The organism is Pedobacter sp. ASV1-7 (genome assembly GCF_040203335.1).
Lineage (GTDB): Bacteria > Bacteroidota > Bacteroidia > Sphingobacteriales > Sphingobacteriaceae > Pedobacter.
In genome coordinates, this window is record NZ_JBEHBV010000009.1 from 125783 (window position 1) to 150306 (window position 24524).

Annotated in this window: 30 protein-coding genes; 15 read left to right on the top strand and 15 right to left on the bottom strand. The window is 36.0% G+C overall.

What is annotated here, in order from left to right; genetic code table 11:
* Positions 1-86: 86 nt before the first annotated feature.
* The 7 genes from ABDJ41_RS19235 to ABDJ41_RS19265 all read right to left on the bottom strand — a co-directional run bounded on the left by ABDJ41_RS19235 (position 87) and on the right by ABDJ41_RS19265 (position 6042).
* On the bottom strand, positions 87-473 hold the full coding sequence (locus ABDJ41_RS19235) for a hypothetical protein (protein ID WP_349787730.1): 387 nt from the start codon (positions 471-473) through the stop codon (positions 87-89).
* 131 nt (positions 474-604) lie between these two features.
* Positions 605-979, bottom strand: a complete 375-nt coding sequence (locus tag ABDJ41_RS19240; protein WP_349787731.1) for a hypothetical protein — start codon at positions 977-979, stop codon at positions 605-607.
* Between the two features lie 341 nt (positions 980-1320).
* Positions 1321-1866 carry an amidohydrolase family protein gene (locus ABDJ41_RS19245; RefSeq protein ID WP_349787732.1) on the bottom strand — a complete coding sequence of 182 codons (546 nt, stop codon included), beginning with the start codon at positions 1864-1866 and terminating at the stop codon, positions 1321-1323.
* A gap of 36 nt (positions 1867-1902) precedes the next feature.
* Positions 1903-2043 carry a hypothetical protein gene (locus ABDJ41_RS19250; protein WP_349787733.1) on the bottom strand — a complete coding sequence of 47 codons (141 nt, stop codon included), beginning with the start codon at positions 2041-2043 and terminating at the stop codon, positions 1903-1905.
* Positions 2044-2226: 183 nt separating this feature from the next.
* Positions 2227-4047 carry a sensor histidine kinase gene (locus ABDJ41_RS19255; RefSeq protein WP_349787734.1) on the bottom strand — a complete coding sequence of 607 codons (1821 nt, stop codon included), beginning with the start codon at positions 4045-4047 and terminating at the stop codon, positions 2227-2229.
* Positions 4044-4679: a response regulator gene (locus ABDJ41_RS19260; RefSeq protein ID WP_349787735.1), complete on the bottom strand. Its 636-nt coding sequence runs from the start codon at positions 4677-4679 to the stop codon at positions 4044-4046. Before ABDJ41_RS19260 ends, ABDJ41_RS19255 begins: the two co-directional genes overlap by 4 nt.
* A gap of 13 nt (positions 4680-4692) precedes the next feature.
* On the bottom strand, positions 4693-6042 hold the full coding sequence (locus ABDJ41_RS19265) for a sensor histidine kinase (protein WP_349787736.1): 1350 nt from the start codon (positions 6040-6042) through the stop codon (positions 4693-4695).
* A 221-nt stretch (positions 6043-6263) separates the two neighbouring features.
* Here ABDJ41_RS19265 and ABDJ41_RS19270 point away from each other — a divergent pair, with 221 nt between their 5' ends.
* The 3 genes from ABDJ41_RS19270 to ABDJ41_RS19280 are packed head-to-tail and all read left to right on the top strand — an operon-like array spanning position 6264 to position 8515.
* Positions 6264-7265: an OmpA family protein gene (locus ABDJ41_RS19270; protein WP_349787737.1), complete on the top strand. Its 1002-nt coding sequence runs from the start codon at positions 6264-6266 to the stop codon at positions 7263-7265.
* 4 nt (positions 7266-7269) lie between these two features.
* Positions 7270-7803 carry a hypothetical protein gene (locus ABDJ41_RS19275; RefSeq protein WP_349787738.1) on the top strand — a complete coding sequence of 178 codons (534 nt, stop codon included), beginning with the start codon at positions 7270-7272 and terminating at the stop codon, positions 7801-7803.
* 22 nt (positions 7804-7825) lie between these two features.
* Positions 7826-8515, top strand: a complete 690-nt coding sequence (locus ABDJ41_RS19280) for a hypothetical protein (RefSeq protein WP_349787739.1) — start codon at positions 7826-7828, stop codon at positions 8513-8515.
* 474 nt (positions 8516-8989) lie between these two features.
* Here the strand turns inward: ABDJ41_RS19280 and ABDJ41_RS19285 are convergent, their stop codons facing one another.
* Both ABDJ41_RS19285 and ABDJ41_RS19290 read right to left on the bottom strand, forming a co-directional pair.
* Positions 8990-9664, bottom strand: a complete 675-nt coding sequence (locus ABDJ41_RS19285) for a BON domain-containing protein (protein WP_349787740.1) — start codon at positions 9662-9664, stop codon at positions 8990-8992.
* A 61-nt stretch (positions 9665-9725) separates the two neighbouring features.
* Positions 9726-10052, bottom strand: coding sequence for a DUF6799 domain-containing protein (locus ABDJ41_RS19290; RefSeq protein ID WP_349787741.1), 327 nt, complete (start codon positions 10050-10052; stop codon positions 9726-9728).
* Positions 10053-10315: 263 nt separating this feature from the next.
* Here ABDJ41_RS19290 and ABDJ41_RS19295 point away from each other — a divergent pair, with 263 nt between their 5' ends.
* The 4 genes from ABDJ41_RS19295 to ABDJ41_RS19310 all read left to right on the top strand — a co-directional run bounded on the left by ABDJ41_RS19295 (position 10316) and on the right by ABDJ41_RS19310 (position 15460).
* A complete protein-coding gene (locus ABDJ41_RS19295; RefSeq protein ID WP_349787742.1) occupies positions 10316-11410 on the top strand; it encodes a baeRF3 domain-containing protein in 1095 nt (364 codons plus the stop codon).
* A gap of 75 nt (positions 11411-11485) precedes the next feature.
* On the top strand, positions 11486-11914 hold the full coding sequence (locus ABDJ41_RS19300) for an Hsp20/alpha crystallin family protein (RefSeq protein WP_349787743.1): 429 nt from the start codon (positions 11486-11488) through the stop codon (positions 11912-11914).
* A 36-nt stretch (positions 11915-11950) separates the two neighbouring features.
* The gene (gene mgtA, locus ABDJ41_RS19305; RefSeq protein WP_349787744.1) at positions 11951-14494 is read left to right on the top strand and encodes a magnesium-translocating P-type ATPase; all 2544 of its coding nucleotides are present in this window, start codon (positions 11951-11953) and stop codon (positions 14492-14494) included.
* Positions 14495-14548: 54 nt separating this feature from the next.
* The gene (locus tag ABDJ41_RS19310; protein ID WP_349787745.1) at positions 14549-15460 is read left to right on the top strand and encodes a universal stress protein; all 912 of its coding nucleotides are present in this window, start codon (positions 14549-14551) and stop codon (positions 15458-15460) included.
* 5 nt (positions 15461-15465) lie between these two features.
* On the opposite strand, the gene ABDJ41_RS19315 is transcribed toward ABDJ41_RS19310, so the two are convergent.
* Complete coding sequence (locus tag ABDJ41_RS19315; RefSeq protein ID WP_349787746.1) at positions 15466-16515, bottom strand: response regulator; 1050 nt, start codon at positions 16513-16515, stop codon at positions 15466-15468.
* Between the two features lie 264 nt (positions 16516-16779).
* Here ABDJ41_RS19315 and ABDJ41_RS19320 point away from each other — a divergent pair, with 264 nt between their 5' ends.
* The 8 genes from ABDJ41_RS19320 (at position 16780) to ABDJ41_RS19355 (ending at position 21383) form a co-directional block, all read left to right on the top strand.
* Positions 16780-17454 (top strand): BON domain-containing protein, encoded by a 675-nt coding sequence (locus tag ABDJ41_RS19320; RefSeq protein ID WP_349787747.1) that lies wholly within the window; start codon positions 16780-16782, stop codon positions 17452-17454.
* Positions 17455-17524: 70 nt separating this feature from the next.
* Positions 17525-17971: a pyridoxamine 5'-phosphate oxidase family protein gene (locus ABDJ41_RS19325; RefSeq protein ID WP_349787748.1), complete on the top strand. Its 447-nt coding sequence runs from the start codon at positions 17525-17527 to the stop codon at positions 17969-17971.
* 138 nt (positions 17972-18109) lie between these two features.
* Positions 18110-19420, top strand: a complete 1311-nt coding sequence (locus tag ABDJ41_RS19330) for an erythromycin esterase family protein (RefSeq protein ID WP_349787749.1) — start codon at positions 18110-18112, stop codon at positions 19418-19420.
* Positions 19421-19519: 99 nt separating this feature from the next.
* Positions 19520-19948, top strand: a complete 429-nt coding sequence (locus ABDJ41_RS19335) for an Hsp20/alpha crystallin family protein (protein WP_349787750.1) — start codon at positions 19520-19522, stop codon at positions 19946-19948.
* Positions 19949-20036: 88 nt separating this feature from the next.
* The gene (locus ABDJ41_RS19340; RefSeq protein ID WP_349787751.1) at positions 20037-20555 is read left to right on the top strand and encodes a YciE/YciF ferroxidase family protein; all 519 of its coding nucleotides are present in this window, start codon (positions 20037-20039) and stop codon (positions 20553-20555) included.
* A 51-nt stretch (positions 20556-20606) separates the two neighbouring features.
* Complete coding sequence (locus ABDJ41_RS19345) at positions 20607-20882, top strand: hypothetical protein (RefSeq protein ID WP_349787752.1); 276 nt, start codon at positions 20607-20609, stop codon at positions 20880-20882.
* 10 nt (positions 20883-20892) lie between these two features.
* Positions 20893-21021, top strand: a complete 129-nt coding sequence (locus tag ABDJ41_RS19350) for a hypothetical protein (RefSeq protein ID WP_349787754.1) — start codon at positions 20893-20895, stop codon at positions 21019-21021.
* Between the two features lie 20 nt (positions 21022-21041).
* On the top strand, positions 21042-21383 hold the full coding sequence (locus ABDJ41_RS19355) for a phosphoribosyltransferase family protein (RefSeq protein WP_349787847.1): 342 nt from the start codon (positions 21042-21044) through the stop codon (positions 21381-21383).
* A 227-nt stretch (positions 21384-21610) separates the two neighbouring features.
* Here ABDJ41_RS19355 and ABDJ41_RS19360 read toward each other — a convergent pair whose 3' ends face one another.
* From ABDJ41_RS19360 to ABDJ41_RS19380, 5 genes are all read right to left on the bottom strand, one after another.
* Positions 21611-22186 (bottom strand): hypothetical protein, encoded by a 576-nt coding sequence (locus ABDJ41_RS19360; RefSeq protein ID WP_349787755.1) that lies wholly within the window; start codon positions 22184-22186, stop codon positions 21611-21613.
* A 10-nt stretch (positions 22187-22196) separates the two neighbouring features.
* Entirely contained in the window at positions 22197-22607 is a 411-nt protein-coding gene (locus ABDJ41_RS19365) for a hypothetical protein (protein ID WP_349787756.1), read from the bottom strand.
* 28 nt (positions 22608-22635) lie between these two features.
* Positions 22636-23661, bottom strand: a complete 1026-nt coding sequence (locus ABDJ41_RS19370) for a hypothetical protein (protein ID WP_349787757.1) — start codon at positions 23659-23661, stop codon at positions 22636-22638.
* A gap of 67 nt (positions 23662-23728) precedes the next feature.
* Positions 23729-24082 carry an immunity 51 family protein gene (locus ABDJ41_RS19375; protein WP_349787758.1) on the bottom strand — a complete coding sequence of 118 codons (354 nt, stop codon included), beginning with the start codon at positions 24080-24082 and terminating at the stop codon, positions 23729-23731.
* 36 nt (positions 24083-24118) lie between these two features.
* On the bottom strand, positions 24119-24469 hold the full coding sequence (locus ABDJ41_RS19380; RefSeq protein WP_349787759.1) for a hypothetical protein: 351 nt from the start codon (positions 24467-24469) through the stop codon (positions 24119-24121).
* Positions 24470-24524: the final 55 nt, after the last annotated feature.

Consider the following 24524-nt stretch of genomic DNA (forward strand, 5'->3'; position numbering starts at 1 on the left):
GTTAAAATTAGTAAATTGAAAAATGCAGCGAAACTTCTCTTAGAGCTATCTCACCAGATATAAATCATCAATAAATTGAAAACTATTTAACAGAATTTTGGTGGCTGCCATATGCCAGACAGGAAATCAGATGGAATAAAGGACTCGTCTGAAATATAGATTTTTGACAATATAATTTGCGAAGAATTGATATTGAACAGTGCTATTGAATCTGGAATAAAGGCTGGAACAATTGGTGCTGAAAAATGATCAGCCGTTTTAAATGGCAACTGCATGTCTCTTTCGTGATCAAAATCATTTGCACTGTCATTGATATAATGTGATGTCAGAAATTCAATAAATGAAATACTCGGATCTAGTATTTTATGTTCGGTATAATGATCAAAGAAAACCGGCAATTTCATTAATTGAGAAACCTCATTTGTAGAAAACAAATGAATAGTGAGAAACAATATTGCGGCTAACCTTTTCAAGGTGATGAAGTTAATTAGAATTTATAAAATAGCTATACTAGTTAGGATAATTTGCTGTTAAATGACGTTTTTCTAAAGGTCAAATTTCTCAGATTGGCTATTCTATGCCTGATGCAGGTAGGGAATGGGAATCAAGATTGATAATTCAGCAATTCATTTTTAGTTGTTTGAAAGTTTAACAGTATTTCCTCCATCTGGTTCTTTACAAGCTGTTGTTCTTCAATCAAACTCATTTTAATTTCTTTAATTGGACCATAAGTTAATGGTTCCAGTTTTTTCAGCAAATGATTAACTTTTTGTTTTAGTTCTGAGACCTGCTGTTCTAATGAATTGAATAGGATATCGAGTTTCGTGTTAATTTCCGGTTCCAGAGGTTTCTTACTTATATTTTTGAGAATATTGGATTCATCATTAATGAATTTTAGATCGGCTAACCATTGTTTTGCGATAAGGTATAATTCCTGTAATTCTGTGCTCAATGCATTGTCTTCTATTGTCGTAGTCATAATTTTATGATTGATATACAAAGGTTCTGATAATATCTTATTGTTACTATGACGGTTATCAGTCTTTTGGATGATAGGTGTCACACAAAAGTATACGATGATTCATCACATTTTCCCACAAGTCGGTAAGAATAATTGAATATTTGTACAACAATCCAGTAGCTTTGGTAAAAAATATAGAACGAGTAATTTTTGCTACAATCATCATGGCTGCTTTTTGCAAATGCTAAAGATGGGTTTTTTAGGCTCTGCATTTGAAAAATGTGAAGTTCCATTCCTTATTTTTCCTGCCAAATCCACTCAGGAAATGTAAGCGTTAGTCATTGAACTGATAGAGACAGCTAGCTATAAATATTCTTATAAATAACCCCATCTTTAATAATGATGATGAAATTCTTTTCAGGGTCTTCTATTAATTTGATATTTTTAAAAGGACTTTCATCCACTAGCAGCAAGTCTGCATAAGCCTCCTGTTCAATAACACCAAGTTTTCCTTCTGAATAGGGGTTGCGCTTACCACTTAGAGTAAGCAAATCTGCATTGGCCGATGTAGCCATTCTCAAAATTTCGTAGGGTTTGTACCAGCGTACAAGTTTAGTGAGCTGTGCGTTCATCAACTGGGCATGCTCTATACATTTTACACCTGCATGTACTGCGGCTGTAATTGCTTTTTGCGTGTATGCATGCACCGCTACATAGGTTCCCCAATTGTCTGCCGCATCCACTGCTGCCTTAATTTCTGCTTCTGTAAATTGGGACACGTCCAAAGGATCATAGTTAGAGGCTACGCCACCTCCAGCCATCACTTTGATTTGAGTGGCACCCAAGCGTAATTGTTCTCTTGTCCGCATCAACACTTGGTCGGCACCATCAGCGATGATCGTCATGCCGGATTTTTCCATATAGTTTAATGGTGCGCCTGTCTACTTGGGTACATCTGTTGGTATTCCAAAGTCGCCATGACCACCGGTTTGAGAAATGGTAGCACCGCTTGGATAAATACGAGGTCCATTAACTATTCTCTGATCTATCGCTTTTTTAAGGCTAAATGAGGCTGCTCCCATATCCCGGGTTGAAGTGAATCCACGGAGTAGTTGTTTCCTGGCTGCATCTGCTGCAACAAGGTTAACATATCCTATATCTGATACTCCTAAAAAGAGACAGATGATAAGGTTAAGAACATACTGGTTGATGATAAGCGCATTCTTATTGGTGTTTACTTTTTTACCCGAGTGAACTCCGTGGAACTATAACGAGACAAGTGTGGGTATGTTTACATTTATCAATGTATTTGATTGGTTAGAATGAACTACAATACTCCCCTTGAGTAGTTCAAGCCTATTGTTGATATCATTTAATGAATTTAAAGAAATTTGAGCCATACCGATTTCAAATTCGAAATTGACATGTTGTGGAAGGCTTATTATCGAATAACTGATTTTTTCGTACTCATCAATATCCCGGACAGCATCAGTTAACAACTGAATAATTCTGAAAACATGTATAGATTCATTGGGATTGAAAAGTAGGTTTATATCATCCACCTGTCTGATTTCAATCTCATGCTTAGTGAAAGTATCAACGATCATTCCATTGATGCTTTCAGTTAAGCCTAGTAAATCCATTTGATAAGGCCTCAGTCGGTGAAGTATGCTTCGGATCTCAGCCATGATCTTTCCAACATGATCAATTGACTGGTTTATAGGATTTGCTGACTCACCCTCACTTTGTCGCTGCAATCTCCAAAACTTATTTTTGATTAAAATTAGTTGCTGCCCTATATTGTCATGCAATTCCATGGCTACTCGTTTCTTCTCTTGCTCCTGACGTTGCAATAATTCTTTTAGGAAACCTCTTTTTTCATTTAATAATTTTACAGCAATCTTTTCCTTTTCTTTCTGATAGAAATTGAGCCGATTTGCAAGAGCAAGTGATAAAATCAAGGCATCCGCCAATGCGCCCCAATGCATGGATGTACGCGTAAATATATTATCGGGTAAAATGTCAAGATCTTTTAAATTGTATATTGCATTTCCAGACATCAGACAACCAAATCCAAGTATGAAATAAAGTGCAGGTTTGTATCCTTTTTTGAGGCAATGAAGTCCGGCACCAAACCAATATAGAAAAAAAGGATACATCAGGTATTGTATCGCAATAAAACCATAAGGGCCTTTCCAATAAATATCTACAAATAAAATGGCTATGGAAAAGAAAGTCATCAACCAGCTGATTTTGTAGAAAAAGGGGCTGTTTATTTTGGTTTTTAGAAAAGAATTTGTAAATAAAATACTTAAAATACTCGCAGTGGAAAGTAGGGTAGCAGCGCTATTCAGCCAGGTTGCTGAAGCGGAAATATTGGGTAAAAAACCGTTGAAAAAAAAAACGTTTAAACTCCAAAAAAAGATATAACCTAGGTAATAGAGGTAAGCTTGTTCTTTGGTGAGTAAGTAAACAAAAAAGTTGTAAATGACAAAAGCCATCAACATGCCGAAGGTAATGCCATTTAGTAGATCGGGCAGACGGCTTTCTTCAAGCGATGTTTGCAGTGTTACCACCTTTATGGGTAACCGTAATATATTATTACTGGTTGCCCTGATATAATATTCAACCTCTTTATTTTTAGGTATTGAAATAGGGATAAGCGTGTTGTTGATCTTTATGCGGTCAGTATCATCGGTTTTGCCGGCAAATGTAGTGAATATTTTAACCAGATGTCCTGCCTGTTTTTGGTAAATGTCAATAGATTGTAGAACAGGTGGGTTATCAATCTGGAAATACCAATCAGCCATGTCGGTTCGGTTTGAAACAGTAGTTTTAACCCAAACTGCTGCACTAGTGGCACCTAAAGACAAAACCGGAAACGTGGTTGAATTGAAGTTTGGGTTTTGAAGTACATCATTAGGCTTAAAGTCTTTTTGATCATCAACCAAAAACAAGGGATAATTGATTTTATAAGTTTTCTCAATGTCTTTAAGTATTACATTTTGCGCATTGGCCATGTTAATATTATATAACAGGAATGCACTCAGGAGGATTACAAAAAGTTTAAATCTTCTTTTTTTCATTCCTGTTTTTGTTCGATTGCAAAACGCAGCAAACTATTTTTACCCGAAAGATTAAGCTTTTTTAAGATGTTCATTCTGTGATTTGATACTGTTTTTTCACTAATATAGAGTTCGTCTGCAATATCCCTAGTGCTTTTGTAACTGCCTACCAATTTTAATATTTTCATCTCTGAAGGGGTTAAGGTATTTAGCAATTCAGTTAAAACTTCAGTACGATGAGATCTCCGTTGACTAAGCAAAAAGGAGCTCATCTCGGGGCTGATGTAGGAGTTTCCGCTTGTTACCGCTTCGATGGCATGAATGATATCGACAACCGCATTCTCTTTCAAAACATAGCCCGCAACGCCAATATCAAGCGCATGTAGAAATGCATCCTTAGCTTTATGCATAGTAAGTAGTATCACATTAGCATCTGGGTTAATTTTAATTAATTCTTTAGCAGCTATTAAACCATTCATCTCTGGCATATCTATATCTAATATCGTAACGTTAGGATGAAGTTTACAAGCATTTTCCAATGCTTCTATACCATTTTTAGCCTCAAAGATAACCTCATATTTAGGTTCTGATTCTATAACTTCTTTAAGACCTTTAAGAAATATAGGATGATCATCTGCTATTAATATTTTCATGTAGTTCGGGTTGTTATTTGCTGATCGTTTTTTTTAAAATTAAGTTGTTATTAAAGCATAAAGGGATTTTGATATTGACTTCAGTTCCCAATGATTGTTGGCTCCGAACGGTGATTTTGGCATGTATTACGTCACACCTTTCTCTGATTCCTAATAGTCCTAAGCCCGTTGTCAGACCATCTTTATTGAATCCTATACCATTATCCCGATAGGAAAATCTCAATTCATCTTGTATATGTTTGATGTTTATCCAGCAATCTGATGCCTCAGCATGCTTGATCAGGTTATTTAGTAACTCTTGTATCACTCGGTAAATGTGCATTTCCATATTTTTCTTTAATAACTGATCTATATCATCTATTTCCAAGTAGATGTTTGTCTCTGTGTGATCACGAATATCTTCAACGAGATTTTGAACTGAGCTTTTTAAGCCAAGGATATTCATTTGATACGGTCGCAGGGAAAAAGATACGCTACTGACCTCTTCAATTGCTTTTCCTATATCGGTCGCAATTTCAATCATTAATTCTTGCTGATGATTTTGGCATACCTTCTTAAGTATGAATACTTCATTTTTCAAATGGACCAATTGTTGACCTATGGACTTGTTTAGCTCATTAGCTATATTCTCTTTTTCACTCTCCTGACCAATGATGAGTTCTTGAGCGAAACCTTCAGTCTGAGTAACAACATTTTTCTTTAGGAGTGTCGTCTCCTTTTTTAAATTGTTTAGATTGACAGCCAAAGCAAATGATAAAGTTAGTGCTTCTAGGCAGAGTCCTGCTTGGAGAAACATCACTAACTGAAGTTTTTCGTAAAGGAGATAACCTATCAAGAGGAAGGTTAAAGCGATGATATAATAATGTGAGGGTTTAAATTTATTTCTGAAACTAATGTACGCTGCAATCAACCAATACCAAATAGTGATGAACGACATGATTGGAAGTAACTCGAAAGCCAATTCACCAAAACCTATCAGATCAATCCCAAAAGGAATAAGTAACCCAATAATTAACCATCTATGAATCTTGAAAAGTCTTGGAGCGTATTGAGCTGTATGGAGGTAACCATTGGTGAAGAGTACACCAAAAATCAATGTTGCACAAAATGTAACAGTTAACAGGCTTAGGTTCGAAACTGAAAACCAATCGTTGAAATATCCGATCCAAGTTATTAAAAATGCAAGGCCGGAACCAATGTAACCTGTGTAATGTAGGTAAGATCTATCTTTAATAGCAATGTAAACGTAAAGGTTATAAATCATCAGTGCCAGTAAAGCACCGAACATGAAGCCATTTAATAAATTAATGAAATGTTCCTGCTCATAAATCGTTTTTACTGATTTTATACCGGTCGTTGCCATAGCATTTAAGCATAAAGGCATGTAAAGTAACCCATTTAAAAACATGGTCAAATATAAATAAGATAATGCATTAGGAAATAGGCATTACTACCCATAAATATGATTAATGCTGCCTATTTATGCGTGTTGCTACTAAAACTACCTTTGTGCCAACAATTTTATTTAGAGTAATACATGACATCTACCTATGAAATAGTTAGTCACAATTTAAATTATTAGCAATGAAGGGAATAATATTTTTGATTGCAATGTCTGCAATAATTACCTCATGTAATCAAAAACCAGCAGAGGAACAGCGCACAGAAGATTTATCAACACCAATAGAACAGGTTTCTAAGCACGAAAAAATTAAGGATAAAGCTCTTTTTAATATAGAAGATATTGCATATTCCGATCATGATTTAGGTAATTTTCCATTTTTTACCTTTCCAAATGGATTAAAAGAACGTGCAAAACCATTAATAAATAGATTCGATGTATGCTTTTTCCCGATTGATAGCGTAATGACTCCTTTCGAAGGAAAGCTTTACAGGGTCGATGTTGTTAGTGAGCAGGGTGAGCAGTTTTCAAAACACTATTTCGAAAAAAGTATGGAAACTTATCTAAGCTCTATAGGTGGGGTGAAAATATATGATGGTGAAATTTCAAGGAAAGAATATGATCGTTATAACAAGCAATTTCAAAGGAGAGGTGGTCAGGGTGATATAGGTTATTTTGATGAACATATAAAATTTTATGTCATCCGGTCTAAAGATAAAGGGAATATTTATGTTCAGTTTTCGGCTGATAATATAAGTGGTAAATTGAATGTCCTTCAAGAAGAAGATTTCCAGCAAACCATTACTAAGATTACTGCAGATGACATTCTAAAAGACCTGACTCAAAAAGGGAAGGCGATTTTGTATATCAACTTTGATGTAGATAAGTCCGACATCAGCACTGATGGGAAAAACATCGTTAATCAAATAGCAAAAGCTTTAACAAAAGATAATTCTCTGAAAATTGCTATTGAGGGACATACTGATAATACGGGGGATGCTGCCTACAATAAAAAACTTTCAAATGACCGCGCCCATGCGGTAATGTTTGACTTGATCAATCAAAATATTGACAAATCTAGGTTGTCTGCCTCAGGATTCGGAGCAGAGCGACCATTGCTTGCTAACGATTCTGAAGACAATAAAGCCAAAAATCGTAGAGTAGAATTGCTTAAAATAAATTAATAATATGAAAAAAACAATCATTCTTTTTACACTCATCTTGTTCGCAAATTTAGCATTTGCCCAAACTTTTCAAAAAGGTACTAACATCATAAATGCCGGAATCGGATTAGGAGGTAATTTGGGCGGGCTTGGGGATTCCAGACCAGCTATAAGTGCTTCTTTTGAACATGGAAAATGGGATATTGGCGGTCCGGGGGTTATAAGTATTGGTGGCTATATCGGCAATACAGGTTATTCATACAAGAATGTTGGCTACACTCAAAAATGGAATTATACTATTATAGGTGCTCGTGGTGCTTACCATTATAACGGTTTCAAAAATGTACCAGACCTGGATGTTTATGGAGGACTAATGTTGTCCTATAACCTTGTGAATTATTCAGCTGATAATTATAGTGGCCCAAATAGTTATGGTAGTGGGCTAGGACTCTATGCTTTTGTAGGAGGACGTTGGTTTTTTACCGAAAAAATTGGAGCATTTGCCGAGTTGGGGCATGGTATTTCTACTTTAAATGTAGGTGTCGCAATCAAGTTGTAGTGTTTTATATAGAAAAATCACCATGAAAAAAAATATTTATTACTCATTTGCAGTACTGTTTTGCGTATTTACTTCTTGCAGTAAATCAAATAATCCCGAGGAACCGGGAAAAGGCGGTGGGGGCTATGTGAGTGGCACCTATTGGCCTTACACTGTCAATAACACTTGGTATTTGGTCAATACTGAAGATCCAAACGATAAATCCGACTTAATTATTCACAAGGAACTAACATACAACGGCAAAACTTACTATCAGTTCAAGCCAGTAGGGGCAATTGAGGGCTTCGAATTGACAGATGGCTTCCGTGAAGATAATGGAGTATTCATTTCATTATATGGTGCTACATCACGTATGGGCACAAATACGTCGGCAGGAACCGTTATTGAAGTTAACACTAATCTGAAAGTAGGAGAAGTTTTTAAAGACGAAGTAACGCTGACTGTATCTGGTTTGGCATCAGGTACCATCAAACACATTAACGAAAGTAAGATATTGGAGAAAGCTCCAAGCGCAACAATCAATGGAAAAAAGTATCTGGATGTTATAAAAATTGAAGTTAAGCATACAGCAATTAATAGTATCACAGGTAACACCGTTATAATTACTTACGAAAGATGGCTTGCCAAAGGAATTGGTCTGATCTATGAAAAAACCAAATATGGTGAATTGGATATAAAAGAGTACAGTTTGTTAAGTTATAGTGTAAAATAAAAACAGTCAGCTATTATAGTTGACTTCAAATGGATTTAAAGATTGAAAAAGGAATGTTATCTTTGATCATAGAAAAAAGTACATTAAAATATTGCAAACAAGCTCAAAATAAATGGTTACCCAATCAGTTACCTAGTTTTTGAAAACAATGATATTACTACTGTAGAGGCGGTTTTTTCGTAAAGATTTGAATCCCAGCGGGATCACAGAGAATAGTATCTAAAACGTATAAAAGCTTGCAAATCAAATGATTGCAAGCTTTTTATTTTTACGGCAAACGGCAAAAATCATCAACATTTTTTTAAGGACACCGGGAGTGGGTCGAGGTTCGCAGGGAATTTTTTTTCTTTAGGCATAAGATCCAGACTTGATTTTAAGGAGTTTTTAGTGCAAATATACGGTTTGCGGGTGATTTATCTAAGAATAACTTAATCATAGCAATTCAAATCGCTATGATTAAGTCAATAACAAGTCTTATTCATAAAAAATGTATTCTGGCTCTTCAATTTCAAGTTTGTTATCTACATGCAAGACTCCAGGTGCTGCCCAGGCTGCATCTTCAGCATCTTGTTTTTCTGTAAAAGATCTGACTTTACCATATAAGGTCACTTTATTATCGGTTACGGTTACCTCAATTGCCTTTGAATCTAAATTTGCACTACGCTGAAAAGCTGAAGTAATCTTTTGTTTTATCTCTGAAGAATAAATTATAGGCTTAACCTTAATTAAATTGATGACCATCCTGACGCCCGATAGGAATTCAATTGATCGCTTAATATTCTTGCGCTGAAATTCCCATTCAACCTCACCTTCAAGTTTTACAATCCCATCTTCGACTTTTATTTTAATTTTATCTTCCTGCACCACGCTGTTCCACTTTAATGCATTCAATACCGCTGCAGCAATATCTGCATCTGTTTTTTTTAGAGATGGAGATAATATCACCTGAATATCTTCTGCAACAGCTTTAACTCCTAAAACCCTCTTGGTTGCACTTTCAGCGGCAATTTTTTTAACATATGAATCTACCTCTCCTGAAAGGGTTACTATCCCATTTTTTACAGAAACGCCAATTTCAGACGGATTCAATAGGGGCTCCCATTTCAATTCATCCATCACATCTTTCTGAATTTTTGAATCATTTTTCATTTTATTAGATTTTTGGTACTTGACGTAATCACTTTTTATTTAGCTGGCTACACATAGTTGCTTATGCTTTTTTATGATGATCCTTGTGTGATTTGTGAAACTCACCCATGGCGTCAATACATTCGTCATTTTTAAGCATCATTTCTTTGCCATTTTTCAATTTGTAAGTGCCATCAGGCATGATTTTCTCCCCATTTTTTAAGATAACCTCTTTTTCCATTAAGGTTTCTTTACCCGCCATGGAATGATACATTTTCCCATCTTTCATCATATAGCAGCTCATGCTTTTACTATGATTTGTTTTTTTTTGTTCCGGTTTATTGACTTGTGCATTTACCGATGCTGTGGCGAAAACAACAGCCACTAGAATAATTAATAACTTTTTCATAACATTTTTTTAGTGTATAAATTCCAGGACTTTACCTGGGCTTAAATAAAGATCGATACAATATTAGTTGAATGGGATGATGGAGGTCATTCGGGGCGATGATTGTCATCATGAGCCAAATGTCAATTGACTTCATCGCGATTTTTAGCAGTCCTGTTGATAGTTTTATTGTAGTGATGACTGTCATGGTGTTTGCTGATAGTGGTCATCGAAAAATTACCGTTTAGTAGAGAAATTAGCGGTAACCAATAAAGATAGAAGCCATGAGTAATATATCAATATCCGACATTAAAGAAATTATGGAAGCTGTTCATTATTGGCCGTCCATTTCCATTATAATGCCTTTTCTAGCTAAAATTAACTTAGAGACAGAATTGAAGCAATCATTTAAAGTTAAGTTGGATGAGATTGAACGGGAGCTTAAAGACAATTATCCTGAAGATATTTCCAAACTAATGGTGAAGAAATTGAAAATTGCGATTGACAAAGTAGATTTAAATGTCCCAAAAAATGGAGTAGCAATTTACGTTTCTCCTGTATTTGAGAAAATAGTATATCTGGATGTCCTTGTTAAGGAGCGGATTATAATTGATGAATCATTTGAAATCAGAGACATGCTTTATAGCAAAAAAAAATGCCCCAAATATCTGTTGCTTTTATTAAGCGCAAAACAGTTTGGTGTGTATTTAGGCAGCTTGAATCAGTTGACTAAGATTGAAACGAGTATTCCGGAATCCATAAATGCATATATAAATGAATGGCCGGAAAAGGTTGCAAATTTTACAGATTCAAACGATCGTAGACAGGTTATTATTCAAAAATTTTTACAGCATATTGATACAGATTTAGGTCGAATCATAAGAAACTATGAATTACCTGTTTTTGTAATGGGTGTGAAAAAAATATTAGGGCATTTTAAAAAAATAAGTAAACACCAGAAGGCCGTTGCAGGTTACATAAGTGGTAATTATGATAAGGTAAGTTTCGCAAAGCTGGAGAAAATATTGAAAGAACATTTGGAGCAATGGCGGAATGAAAAAGATAAAACCGTAGTTGAAATCTTGAATATTGCCGAAGGGAAAAATAAACTAATTAAGGGAATAAAACCGGTATGGGAGGCGGCAATGGAAAATATTGGCAATAGGATCTTTGTTGAAAGTAATTTTGTTTTTTCGGCTCAAAGAGGAGGTACATTAAACTTGATAGAAGACCTGGAACAACCTTACAATAAGTTTTCTTACATCAGGGATGCTGTCGATGATATTATTGAAAAAGTACTTCTAAATGGAGGAGATGTTGATTTTGTAGATTCTGATGTCTTAAAGAATTATGAACACATTGCATTAGTAACATATTGATTTTGGATTAATACATCTATTTTATATTCCAACGTTCCTGGTTAATTTGAATGTTAAACTTAAATTATAAATAATATGACAACTTTATTAAAATCGAATGGTTTTCCATCATTTCGTTCAGCAATGGATGATTTTTTCAACACAGACTTTTTTAATAGGCCCTATGTCGCCAGTGAATTTCTCCCTGCTGTTAATATTCGCGACGAAGAAAATAGCTATGAACTCGAATTGTCAGCACCTGGCTTTAAAAAGGAAGACTTTAAGATTACTTCGGAAGACGGCCTGCTGAATATTAGTGCTGAAACAAGTACTGAACATAAAGAGGAGAAGAAAAATTATACCAGAAAGGAGTTTTCCAGTTCTTCACTTTCCCGGAGTTTTAGTCTTCCAGATAACATTATAGAAGATAATGTTAAAGCACATTATAAAGATGGAATCCTAAGACTTAGCCTTAAAAAGAAGCTTAAGACATTGCCCAATAGAAAAGAAATCAGTATTGAATAAATGTTGTTTTTGTTTTTTTCTCCATAAAAAGTTGTTATGAAAAAGCCTCTGCCAACTGTTCAAAACTATTGGAACTTAAATCAGGATCAGGTTTTGGTTCAGGTTTCTGGAAATTTGAAAGGTTTAGATTCTAATGAGGCTGCCTCTCGTATTAAACAATATGGGCTAAATACTTTGAAGAATAAGAACAATAATTCGGGGATTTTATTGTTTTTCCGACAATTTAAAAGCCCGATTACCTTATTGTTGATAGGAGCCGCAGTATTGTCCGCCTTTTTAGGTGATCGGCTAGATACTTTGATTATTTTAATGATTGTGATGATTAGTAGTGTTTTAGGATTCTGGCAGGAGAGAGGCGCCGCAAATGCGGTTAAGGAATTACTGAACATGGTTCAGCTTCGCAGTATGGTAATCAGATCAGGAAAAGCTGTCGAATTGCCTGTTGAATCGATTGTGCCCGGAGACTTGGTGATGATTACTGCTGGCGATATTGTCCCTGGAGATGCTTTATTAATTGAATCACAGGAACTGTTTGTCGATGAGGCCGCATTTACTGGTGAAACCTATCCGGTAGAAAAGTCTTGTGGAGTTTTACCAATCAATACCCCATTATCAAAAAGGAGCAATTCACTTTTTATGGGATCGCATATTATTAGTGGTAAGGCAACTGCATTGATTATTCATACGGCGAAACAAACAGAGTTTGGTAAGATCTCTACACAACTCCAAATACGGATTCCTGAAACCGATTTCGAAAGAGGAATCCGTAAATTTGGCTATATGCTGATGGAAATTACACTCTTATTGGTGTTTATTATCTTTGCTGCTAATGTTTTACTCCATAAGCCTGTTCTGGACTCTTTTCTGTTTTCCCTTGCTTTGGCTGTCGGTTTGACCCCTCAATTATTACCAGCTATTGTGAGTGTGAATCTTGCTAATGGGGCTAAGCGCATGGCTATTCAAAAGGTAATTGTGAAACGGTTATCTTCTATTGAAAACCTAGGTAGTATGAACATTTTATGTTCCGATAAAACTGGGACAATCACCGACGGAAAGGTAAATCTAAAGGGAACTCTGAATGCAAATGGTATGCATAGTGAAAAAGTTATGCAGTATGCCTGGCTTAATGCTTCTTTGCAAAAAGGCTTTCACAACCCTATAGACCAAGCCATCTGTTTGAGTTACAAAGGCGAAATTGGTAAATTTAAGGTTCAGTCTGAAGTGCCTTATGATTTTATCCGTAAAAGGTTGACTGTACAAGTCAATGTGGATACAGAGAATCTGGTGATCTCCAAAGGAGCATTAAATAGTATTTTGTCGGTTTGTACATCTGTCGAACTAGCCAATGGGAATTTGGAGAGTATAGAGCTCCACAGGTCAGAGCTGATTAGCTTATATGAACAGTTCAGTAATTCGGGGTTTCGAACGCTAGGGCTTGCTTATAAAAAAGGAAATGCTGCTCATGACTTCAGGCGGATGGATGAAAAGGAAATGATATTTTTAGGTTTTATAACATTATTTGATCCACCTAAAGCCAATGTCGGAGCGACGATTGCCCAACTTAGTCAGCTTGGGGTAAGTCTGAAACTTATCACTGGTGATAATTTGTTGGTTGCACGGAGCCTCGCTATTCAGGTTGGATTAAAGCAACCTGTGATTCTCACAGGTCAAGAAATACAGAAAATGAGTAACGCTGCATTGGTGCACAAGGCGGTGTTAACCAATATCTTTGCTGAAGTAGAACCAAATCAGAAAGAAAGAATTATCCTCGCGTTAAAAAAAGCTGGGCATGTTGTCGGATTTATTGGCGATGGGATTAATGATGCTCCTGCTCTTCACATTGCAGATGTTGGCATATCAGTGGATACAGCAGTAGATGTTGCCAAACAAGCTGCCGATATAGTTTTATTGGGACATGGTTTAGATGTGCTGATAAATGGGGTTGTGGAAGGAAGAAGGACTTTTACAAACACCATGAAATATATATTTATGGCAACAAGTGCTAATTTTGGAAATATGTTCAGTATGGCCGGTGCGTCTCTTTTCTTACCCTTTTTGCCTTTATTACCTAAACAGATCTTATTAACGAACTTGCTTACCGATTTTCCTGAAATGGCCATTGCAACTGATAAGGTTGATGAAGTTAATATTCAGAAACCACAGCGGTGGGATTTGGATTTTATTAAACACTTCATGATTATTTTTGGATTGTTAAGTTCTGCATTTGATTTTTTAACCTTTTATGTATTACTGGGAATACTACACGCTGATGAAAAGGTTTTCCAGACAGGTTGGTTTACAGAGTCTGTGATTTCTGCGACACTGATTGTATTGGTGGTGCGTACACGCCAGCCCTTTTTTAAGAGTATGCCCGGTAAACTACTTTCAGTAGCCACCGGAGTTATCTTGCTGATCGTTTTAGTTTTACCACTAACTCCCGCTGTAACTTGGTTCGGATTTGTTCGTTTGCCGCTTTCTTTTTACCCCTATATTCTGACAATAATTGTTGCTTATATCGTTTTTGCAGAACTAATAAAAAGATGGTTTTATAAAAAAAATGTATGGCGACCGTCGTCATGAGTAACACTTTAATCCATGTTTAAATTTGAATTAATAGATTAAATCTAACATATTATGAAAACGATACTTGTGTTAACCGATTTTTCAAATAATGCACTTAGAGCCGCAGAAGCCGCTGTAATATTGGCTGGAGAAATCCATGCGAATTTACTGGTCATGCATTCAGACAATAGTATTCCTATGATTCCTTATTATAAAGGCATGCCAGTGATTACTGAGAATATTAGTTGGGAAAGCATGAAAAATGAACAAATGGATAAGCTGGTTGCACATCTTGAATCTTTTGCTAATCTGAATGTGGTTCCACATCACAAGCTTAGTATTCATGTTCGGCTGATGACAGGTGATTTGCAGGCAAATGTTAAGGAGATAGTCAAAGAAAAAATTATTGAACTAATTATTATTGGAGCCCGGTCAGGTTCTAAATTCGATCATATTTTATTTGGTAGTGATACTAATGCATTAATTGAACATACGGAATGTCCAGTGCTGATTATTCCTCAGAATTATAATTTCAGAAAGCTAGATAGGGTCATATTTGCAACCAATTTTAATGAGACCGATGTTCATGTAATTAATTATCTCTTTAAACTTGGTAAGCTATTACAATATCAGTTGGAAATTGTTCATGTGAGTCTTTATGGAGATAAACCTGGTTTGAAAAATGAAAGTGTTCGGGGTTATATTAATAGTTTAAGTGAAAAAAAATACCCGGCAGTATTGTTCAGAGACATAAGGGGTAAGCGCCTGTTGCCAAGATTAATTAAACATTGTCAGGAAAGAGAAACTGACATACTCGCGCTTAGCTATCAACATCATTCTTTTGTTATGCGTATATTAAAAGAAGGAACAGTAAAGATGTCTATTGGTCAACAGAAAATCCCGATATTGGTTTTCCATTCGGCTAAGCCTAGCGTGCAACAAAAAGGTAATGAAAAAAATACTGTAGGCTCTGTTTTTTTATAAAAGAATCAATTTTTCATTTTTGCAAGTCTTTCAGGATTTAGCAGTTTAATCAAATCCCCATTTTTTTCAAGAATTCCTTCACATTTAAAGTCAGATAATGTTCTGCTGACTGTTTCAACTGCTACCCCTGCTATTGCCGCAAGTTCTTCTCTTGATATAGTAATTTCATCTAACTCTGTTGATTTTTTACTCAAACGTAATAAAACTCTGGCCATGCGTTTTCGAACAGAATGATAGGCTAGTTCGAGCATTTGTTCTTCTTTTTCGTGAATATGATTGGATAAGATTCTGATAAAATTGGCACTTATTTCCGGGTATCTATTTATTAGGTTAATAACTTGATCTTTAGGTAAAAGATATACTGAAGTATTTTCAACAGCCTCGGCTGTCTCACTAAAATCCTCATCAATTAAAAGCGCGTGAATTCCTATATAATCATTTTTTTTGTAAAAACCTGTGATGAGTTGCCGCCCGTCATCTGCTATTTTTATTGTTTTAATACTTCCTTTTACTACCTGATATAAACCCATAGGAGTATCACCTTCATAGTATAAAATTTGCTTTCTTTTGATCAGTTTAAGTTTCCGATTCGCCACAAGTTCATTTAATTCCAGGATCCCTTTGCCTGGCCCTGCAACAAGTGTTTCAAGATTTTCTGCCGGGGTCCCATGAAAAGATTTTTGTCTCACGTGCTTATTAATCCTCGTTTCTATCGCATGCAGCAAGTTCATATCATCAAATGGTTTCATTAGGTAATCATCGGCGCCCATATCCATTCCTTTGCGAAAATTTATTATATCTGTTTTCGCAGTCAGAAAAATAAATGGGATATCAGCGGTAATATCATTTTTATTTAATAAATATAAGACACCATATCCATCTATTTGTGGAATCATAATGTCGCATAAAATCAGGTCTGGTTGTTGTTCTATTGCAATGTCTAGACCCGATTTTCCATTGTCAGCTTGAAGAACCGAATATCCAGAAAGTTCAAGTATTTCAACGCAACTCTCTCGAATGTCAATATCATTTTCAATGATAAGAATAGTTTTCATTTCAATTCATTTATTTGCTTTTTTTTTACTGAAATCAATAGGAAAACGATTGAAACATAGAGATTGTAATTGTAACAACTTAAAACTTGTTAATGTTTTAAGTTGTTAAATATGTTTTTTTTAAAGTAACATTCTTTTATCGTTATTTAATATTAAAATACGATGATGAGCATCATGGCGCTCGCTGACAGCTATCATTTGAAGTGAGGAATGAAGTGTAGAAATTAGCTTATTATAAATTGTTTATCTTTTAAACTTTAAACTATGAAAAGTGATTTGGAAATTCAAAAAAACGTGATTGATGAGATAGGTTGGGAACCATCTTTAAATCCCTCAGAAATTGGTGTTTCTGTAAAAAATGGAGTAGTAACACTTTCTGGACAGGTAGACTCCTTTTATAAAAAACAAACTGCAGAAGCAGCAGTAAAAAGAATAAAAGGTGTTAAGGCAATTGCCGAAGATATACAAATCGGAGTTTCTCCATCCTACCAACGTTCTGATGCAGATATTGCCACAGCAGTATTAAATGCATTAAAATGGCACACTGCGGTACAGGAGGATAAAATTAAAATAAAAGTCGAAGATAGAATTGTACGACTAGAGGGAGAAGTCGAATGGGAATATCAAAGGAAAAATGCGAAGGCTGCAATCGAGAATTTAAATGGTGTGATTGCCGTCAATAACTTAATTAGGGTTAAGCCAAACCTTGTTGTATCCAATATCGAACAGAAAATAAGTGAAGCTTTTCAAAGAAATGCATCTATTGACGCTAAAAAAATAAATGTAAATGTTAATGGAAATAAGGTGATTCTAACGGGAACGGTGCGCTCCTTTACTGAAAAAGATGATGCTGAGAATGCTGCCTGGGCAGCACCTGGAGTGTTGCATGTAGATAGTAAACTCGAAATAGATGCACCTGAGTACGCTTTTTATGAATGATATATTTAGTGCTCATATGGTAAACATCAGAAGTAGATGAGACATATGTATTGAGGATAAATTAATGGTCATGCTTGGAGAACTAAATAAAAAAGAGATCATAGAATTTTTAGAAAGCAAGTTTATGGGGCGTTTAGGATGTCATTTAGATGGTGAAACTTACATCGTGCCTATTAACTATATATATCAAAATAATGCGATCTACGCACATTCAGGTGAAGGAAAAAAAATAGAAATGCTTCGAGCAAATCCACAGGTATGTTTTCAGGTTGATGAAATTGATAACATGTTCAAATGGAAAAGCGTCATTCTATGGGGAACTTTTCAGGAATTGAAAGGACAGGAGCGTCAACAAGTCATGCAAGGCTTAATCCAGCGTATCATTTCAACAACTGATAATCCTGATCGTGATCTTTCTCATGCCATAAGTCTGGCACTTCAGGACAACCTGATCGTTTATCGAATCGATATGCGAGAGGCAACAGGCCGTTTCGAATCACACGAGGAAATTATTTAAACATTGTAGAAATAGTCCGAAACGTTCAAAAGCAAAAATCAAGTATAGACTGTGTTTAAATCATTCATAATCATGATGTACGTCACCGGATTGCTTAATATTCTGATCTAATTTTATATAATAATTAGAATTAAAAACATGGGGAACTATATTAAAGATGAAGCATTTGCTGTAGATCTCACTAAAGAGAAAAGCTATATTCTTGAGGGGATTCATAGTTTGGATCCACTAATGGAACGGATAGGTGCTGCACGCTGCGTATTGTTGGGTGAAGCTTCCCATGGTACACACGAGTATTATACCTGGAGAACAGCGATATCCAAAAGATTGATTGAAGAAAAAGGGTTTAATTTTATAGCAGTAGAAGGTGATTGGCCGGACTGCTATAAACTGAATAACTATGTAAAAGGACGTAGTCACCATAAATCTCTTTCAGGTCTGCTGAATACTTTTAGGAGGTGGCCCACCTGGATGTGGGCCAATTGGGAAGTTGCCGCCCTGATTACCTGGCTTAAAAACCGCAATGACGAAATATACCCAGTTGATAAAACCGGTTTTTATGGGCTGGATGTTTATAGCTTGTGGGAGTCTATGGACACCATTATAGAATATCTAAAAAGAAACGACCTGCATGCTGCTGCCATTGCAAAAAAAGCTGCGCAATGTTTTGAACCTTTTGAAAAAGATGAGTTCAGATATGCGAAACAAAATCATCTTCTCTCAGACTCCTGCAGAGAACCGCTGACTCAGTTGCTTGCAGCGGTTAGAAAGAACAGTCTTCATTATGATCATGACCCTGAAGCAGCATTAAATGCAGAACAGAATGCTCATATACTGTTAAATGCAGAGGAGTATTACCGGAACATGACAGGTTTTAATCAAAATAGCTGGAACCTGAGAGATACCCATATGATGGAGACCTTACAACGTTTGTTTAAATTTCACGGATCTGAGAGTAAAGGTATTGTATGGGAGCATAACAGTCATATCGGTGATGCAAGATATACAAGTATGTACAATGATGGCTTGATCAACGTTGGTCAGCTAATCAGAGAAGAAATGGATAGTCAGGACGTGGTTATAGTTGGGTTTGGTACCTATCAGGGAAGTGTGATCGCTGGAGAAGAATGGGAGTCGCCTATGAAGGTTATGAAAGTACCCCCAGCTAGAGTAGGTAGTGTTGAAGATCTTCTGCACAAAGAGTCAGAGGAGGACCGGTTGCTGATATTTGATAAAACAGAAAAACAGCGTTTTGATTTAATCATGCCACATAGGGCTATTGGTGTGGTTTATAACCCTGAACACGAGAATAGAAGAAATTATCAGCTTTCTGTATTAAGTTCAAGATACGATGCCTTCATGTATCTGGATCAGACAACAGAACTTCATCCACTGCACTTGAAACCCGACGGACACCAGGTTCCGGAAACTTATCCATTTAATTTTTGAAATATTATATAATCGCTAGGCTCATCTTTATGGAATGTCATGATGTGTGTAGATATCTCTTCACTAACCAGAATCAATTTTAAACTAAAATATAAGAAAATGAAAACTTTAGTAAAATCAAATGGATTTCCGACGTTGCGGTCAGCGATGGAAGATTTTTTCAACTCCGATTTTTTTAACAAGCCCTTTATGGACACTGAGTCTCTCCCTGCCGTTAATATTAGGGATGAAGAAAATAGTTACGAACTCGAAATGTCTGCCCCAGGTTTTAACAAGGAAGATTTTAAAATTACTTCGGAAGATGGGCTGCTAACAATTAGTGCAGAAACAAGCAGTGAGCATAGAGAGGAAAAGAAAAACTATACCAGAAAAGAGTTTGCCAGTTCTTCTTTTTCCCGGAGCTTTAGCCTTCCCGACAATATTGAAGAAGAAGATGTGAAAGCTAGTTATAAAAACGGATTACTTAAGCTTAGCCTAAAGAAATCCTTCAAAGCTTTACACAACAAAAAAGAAATAAGCATTGATTGAATTAAGCGCTGCTCAAAAATCAAGATGCTTTTTGAGCAGCGCTCTAAATAACCAGTTTAAATATGGTCAACTTCAAAATTCAAAAATCATGAAAAATAATGCAATCAACACAATTCATAATTTAATAGATTACCAAATTACTAACTTATTAAGTTCGGAAGTTAAATTGAAAAATAGTTTGCAAAAGTGGGTTGGTGATGCTAACTCCATACAGTTAAAAACTATACTGCAGAAATATATTGAGTTTGTAGACGAACATATTAAATCAATAGGGGACTTTATAATTGACGAACAAATATCATCAGTTAGTGTTAGTGACCCGAGCATGGGAGCTTTTATAAATCAAACTGATGAATACTTATCTTATTGTACTAATGCAGATATCAAGGATGCCTGTTTACTAGCATGTATTCAAAACATCAATCACTATAAAATTTCTATCTATGGAACAGCCACGGCTTTTGCTAATTTGCTTGAATTAGGAAAATACGCGACTATCTTTCATGAAGCAGAAATTAATGAAAAGCATATAGACGATCGGTTATCCCAGCTGGCAAAATATGAGATAAATGTTAAGGCGAAATCACCAATTGCTTTACCAAAATAATACCTGCACCCTTTCAACTTTAATTAAATATTGGATTAGCAGTTAAGGAACTTGGAATTGCTCGTAGAAGTTTTACTTAATGAAAGACTGGATGAACTGTCAGGAATCGTAATTGTTCAAAGTTCAAGTTCCAGGATACATGTTTTATTTGGATGTATCCCCTTATTACTAGCAGTCCAACAGTATGCTAAAGGAGTATTATGGCTTGCCTTGTCATTGTTGGGTACCATATCTACTATCACCTCGGTGCAATCAATTTTTCTCTACACGGATTATCAGGGTGATTTATTGATCAATAATCAATTGCTTACTCATCTAGTTGCTTAAATGGATAAGTATGGAAGGATTACTGCACGATATTTTTGAAGACAGGGAACAGGCAGGAAGGTTACTGGCAGATAAACTCTTAAAATATAAGGACGAGTTAGGTTCATACTTGCTGTACCTAGAGGAGGGATTCCTGTAGCTTATGAAGTTGCAAAAAGAATCGGTTATCCAGTAGAAATTCTTTTGACAAAAAAGATTGGCCATCCTTTAAATAAAGAATATGCTATAGGAGCAGCAACACTTACGGATTATTTTATTAGACCGGTAATAGAAATCTCGAAAGATTATCTGGAAAAAGAACTCAAATCTATTCGCTCGAAACTGAAACACATGTATGATATATTTCTTGGTCGAAAACAACCCCGGCAACTTACAGACAAAACTGTAATTGTAATTGATGACGGTATGGCAAGTGGGAGTACCCTTCTGGGCACAATTCAAATTATAAAGAAAAGTATGCCAAAAAAGATCATTGTTGTAGTTCCAAAGACCCGAATTTGAAGGGCAGAAAATATAAAGGAAGGCCTTAGCTGAAACTAAAGAAAGTCAAGACTGATCTAGGTTTCAAGATAGTGGTAAAGGTTATTTTGTCAATAAATGTCTCAAATCCCATTCTTTTTTGTTGTATCCTGCATCTATTCCGGCACCAATAGTATGAGCATAAAAAACTGGAATTGTTAATTACCCCTTTTCCATAAGTTTGTTATCAATTGAGTTTTCATGATTTACTAAGGTTCTTCCAACAACTTTTGAGCTATTTGTAAAGTCTCAGCATCCATTGCCATGCATTTCAGAGTACTGATCTCATTTTGGATCAGGATGATTGATTTCAATTCTTTTCCTATCCATATTTTATTAGGATAGGAGAAAGGGTTAAAAAACTGGGTCCAGTGCTTTTTGATAGGAACATACATTGCGTAACCCTCAAGGCGAAATTCCAGTTTGTTGCTGGTTTTTTCCGCTATCCAATCCACGTATTCGGTGAGCAATAAAGTGGACACACTAAACTCGAACGATTGCCATTCTTCTTTGATTTTGATGTATACCATAGGATCGTTGCTGTACATATCATCTTTGCTTACCATAAATAAATCTGACACCCGGTTGTTGATGATGAATTCGATTGTTGATCCGGTTTCCTCCCTGAAGGCGAAAAATGGATATGCATTGTCATTAGAAGTTGCTATAAATGGGGAGAGTACCTCAAAATAGTTTTGTTCAATGCTATTGTTATCAATTAGCTCTTCGGGGAAGAGTGTCTGGCGTATGGTTTCTAGCTTTTCTTTAAATTCCGGAATGGTCATATTTGTTGTTTTACTTTTTTACACGCTTAAAAACCCTTTGTTCCTGCTGGGCATTTACTGGTCTTATCCTGTTTCCGTTTTTATCCCATTGGGCAGGTATCGACCTGAAATACAGCTTTCCTTTGATGATCTCCATTTCTATATCATCATTTTGGTTCCTGACTGCTGATAAGACAAGCAGGTTGTTCTTTAATGCTACTTTAAATGTTCTGGAAGGAGCTACCCCTGTACCAATATCGGTAAACAAGGCATAATCTTTCTCCGGCTCAAAGTGTATTTTGATGGTATTGGTGTAATATTTTTCTTTAATCTGCCAGGTTCCTTCAAAGGCTGACCTGATATTTTTAGGTATTGGGCTTGACTGTGCGGCAACTACTTTGGCTACCAGTACCATGAAAACAAAAGCTATCTGTCTCATCATTCTATCAATCTTATCAGAGGTAATTATGCTAACATGGAAGCCACCAGTGCATAAAGGCTACTTTTCCATTCTTAAAAAACAGTTTGATATGTCCGTCAGAAACCCCTTCATAATCTTCTTTTAACTTAATTACCCAGAGTTTTCCTTCCTTATCCATACCTAGCCTTCCGCTTACAGCGGTCGGAAACAATTGTTTGATATCATTCATTGTAGTATTGGCATCTATCCGGATACCTTTATAGGTGATGAAATTTCCGCTTTGAAACCGAAATTCAGCAACAGCCACACTGTCCTTACTGGTTTCAAAGCAGGAACCATCTTTGTACAGGTATTTATCATCTGGGGCTTCGGTGCCAAAGATGGTAACACATGGCGTTTCATCTTTCAGCAACTGTATGCTGTCGGGCTTGCCAAATATTTTTTCAAACTCAGCCATGGTAAAAAACCGTTTCAGCTTACCATTAAATCTTATATCTGCTTCCTGCATCACATCTCTTTGTTCATAACCGGTTCCGGGTTTGGCAATTGCTGTTTCAGCGTTACATAATTTATAGAGATCATGCTTTTGCAAAAGGGTGGTATCATATTGTAAAACTAATGGTTTATTGGGGTCATTGGTTATGTCTGTCAACCGCTTGGTTTGCCTGTGGAATTCTAACCAGCCTACGGCATTTTCTGTTAGCTTTTTATTAGCCAGATCTTCCGAAATATCATTGATCACAAATAGTTTAATCCTTGCTATTTCAGCTGTAAGGTATTCAAGGCGGACTTTTACAAGGGTGTCACTAAAGTGTTTCAGGGCAACTGCATTGCTGGATTTTACAATGGCTGACAGGAATTGGTCGCAGGAAATTTCTTGAGCATCCCTGGTCATAGCTGTTTTTGTTGTGTCGGATGTACTGGTTGCTTGCGATTTATGACCTGAAGGTCTCTGGCATGAAAGCAACACCAGTACCATAAAAAAGACTAAAATTCTTGGCATATAATAGGAGTTACGATCCTTAACTTCATGGGTTTCGGTGATGGTTGATTTTATTTCTTTTGCTCGTTTCATGTTAGGCAGGTATTTCACATTTACTTTAGATCTAGTTCGTGCGGCTTGCTTCATACCTCAAGGGCTTTTAATCCAATTCTGCCCTGGAAAATAAGTCATTTAGCAAGGTTTCATTTTCGCAGGCTTCTTTAAATGCGATGATAAAGGTTTTTAAAGCATCGCTACTTGATGAGTAAGCACAGAACATTCCGGCTTCGGGATCGAACTTAACGGTCTTTATTAATTCGGGCTTTAGTTCCTCTATAAATACTTTTGCCAGGGAAGCCCAATCATAGCCATTTCCCTCAAAGCCTTCATCTTCCCTTGTTTGGAAAATTTCAGTTTTATATTTACCAACATTCAGGCAAACAGACACGTTATTCCCATTTTCTACCCAGAAGAAGGGAGTAATTTTCTCTTTAAAATTGTTGATTGACATCATCCGTTGTTTTATTATCCCAAAAGGTTGTGGTCATTATTAGGGTTTCCAATATTTTTTTAATCCCTCAATAATCTTTATGCCCGATTCCTTTATATCTTCCCTGTATTTAACGGGTATTTTGGCGCTGTTCCGTTGGTGCCAGGCTAAAAAAATGGTCTTGATATGTTCTAAATCTAGTTTATATATTCTATCCTCTGCGATAGATGGGTACTTTTCAGACAATAATAATAGTATGTCCAAATGAATCAACAATGGTTGTGTCGCTCCCTTTGCATCTTTCATCCAATCTAGAATCTGTTCCACTTGTTCTATGCCAAGATTAAAGTACCTTGCTGGTTCTAAGCTAGCCATTTCGTTGCCTTCAGGTAACGCGTTGTATATTTTCATATTATTCTTCTTTTCTTTACCATCATGAATTTGTTAATCTCTTAACGGTGAGCTT

Coding starts and splice junctions, on each gene's coding strand:
- ABDJ41_RS19245 (WP_349787732.1), bottom strand. CDS start 1,866: ATGACGATCATCGCTGATGGTGCCGACCAAGTGTTGATGCGGACAAGA.
- ABDJ41_RS19350 (WP_349787754.1), top strand. CDS start 20,893: ATGGAAGGATTACTGCACGATATTTTTGAAGACAGGGAACAGGCAGGA.
- ABDJ41_RS19360 (WP_349787755.1), bottom strand. CDS start 22,186: ATGACCATTCCGGAATTTAAAGAAAAGCTAGAAACCATACGCCAGACA.
- ABDJ41_RS19380 (WP_349787759.1), bottom strand. CDS start 24,469: ATGAAAATATACAACGCGTTACCTGAAGGCAACGAAATGGCTAGCTTA.
- ABDJ41_RS19280 (WP_349787739.1), top strand. CDS start 7,826: ATGAAAAAAAATATTTATTACTCATTTGCAGTACTGTTTTGCGTATTT.
- ABDJ41_RS19320 (WP_349787747.1), top strand. CDS start 16,780: ATGAAAAGTGATTTGGAAATTCAAAAAAACGTGATTGATGAGATAGGT.
- ABDJ41_RS19275 (WP_349787738.1), top strand. CDS start 7,270: ATGAAAAAAACAATCATTCTTTTTACACTCATCTTGTTCGCAAATTTA.
- ABDJ41_RS19265 (WP_349787736.1), bottom strand. CDS start 6,042: ATGGCAACGACCGGTATAAAATCAGTAAAAACGATTTATGAGCAGGAA.
- ABDJ41_RS19340 (WP_349787751.1), top strand. CDS start 20,037: ATGAAAAATAATGCAATCAACACAATTCATAATTTAATAGATTACCAA.
- ABDJ41_RS19260 (WP_349787735.1), bottom strand. CDS start 4,679: ATGAAAATATTAATAGCAGATGATCATCCTATATTTCTTAAAGGTCTT.
- ABDJ41_RS19255 (WP_349787734.1), bottom strand. CDS start 4,047: ATGAAAAAAAGAAGATTTAAACTTTTTGTAATCCTCCTGAGTGCATTC.
- ABDJ41_RS19370 (WP_349787757.1), bottom strand. CDS start 23,661: ATGAAACGAGCAAAAGAAATAAAATCAACCATCACCGAAACCCATGAA.
- ABDJ41_RS19365 (WP_349787756.1), bottom strand. CDS start 22,607: ATGATGAGACAGATAGCTTTTGTTTTCATGGTACTGGTAGCCAAAGTA.
- ABDJ41_RS19325 (WP_349787748.1), top strand. CDS start 17,525: ATGCTTGGAGAACTAAATAAAAAAGAGATCATAGAATTTTTAGAAAGC.
- ABDJ41_RS19295 (WP_349787742.1), top strand. CDS start 10,316: ATGAGTAATATATCAATATCCGACATTAAAGAAATTATGGAAGCTGTT.
- ABDJ41_RS19310 (WP_349787745.1), top strand. CDS start 14,549: ATGAAAACGATACTTGTGTTAACCGATTTTTCAAATAATGCACTTAGA.
- ABDJ41_RS19240 (WP_349787731.1), bottom strand. CDS start 979: ATGACTACGACAATAGAAGACAATGCATTGAGCACAGAATTACAGGAA.
- ABDJ41_RS19250 (WP_349787733.1), bottom strand. CDS start 2,043: ATGGGAGCAGCCTCATTTAGCCTTAAAAAAGCGATAGATCAGAGAATA.
- ABDJ41_RS19335 (WP_349787750.1), top strand. CDS start 19,520: ATGAAAACTTTAGTAAAATCAAATGGATTTCCGACGTTGCGGTCAGCG.
- ABDJ41_RS19290 (WP_349787741.1), bottom strand. CDS start 10,052: ATGAAAAAGTTATTAATTATTCTAGTGGCTGTTGTTTTCGCCACAGCA.
- ABDJ41_RS19300 (WP_349787743.1), top strand. CDS start 11,486: ATGACAACTTTATTAAAATCGAATGGTTTTCCATCATTTCGTTCAGCA.
- mgtA (WP_349787744.1), top strand. CDS start 11,951: ATGAAAAAGCCTCTGCCAACTGTTCAAAACTATTGGAACTTAAATCAG.
- ABDJ41_RS19375 (WP_349787758.1), bottom strand. CDS start 24,082: ATGATGTCAATCAACAATTTTAAAGAGAAAATTACTCCCTTCTTCTGG.
- ABDJ41_RS19315 (WP_349787746.1), bottom strand. CDS start 16,515: ATGAAAACTATTCTTATCATTGAAAATGATATTGACATTCGAGAGAGT.
- ABDJ41_RS19330 (WP_349787749.1), top strand. CDS start 18,110: ATGGGGAACTATATTAAAGATGAAGCATTTGCTGTAGATCTCACTAAA.
- ABDJ41_RS19285 (WP_349787740.1), bottom strand. CDS start 9,664: ATGAAAAATGATTCAAAAATTCAGAAAGATGTGATGGATGAATTGAAA.
- ABDJ41_RS19270 (WP_349787737.1), top strand. CDS start 6,264: ATGAAGGGAATAATATTTTTGATTGCAATGTCTGCAATAATTACCTCA.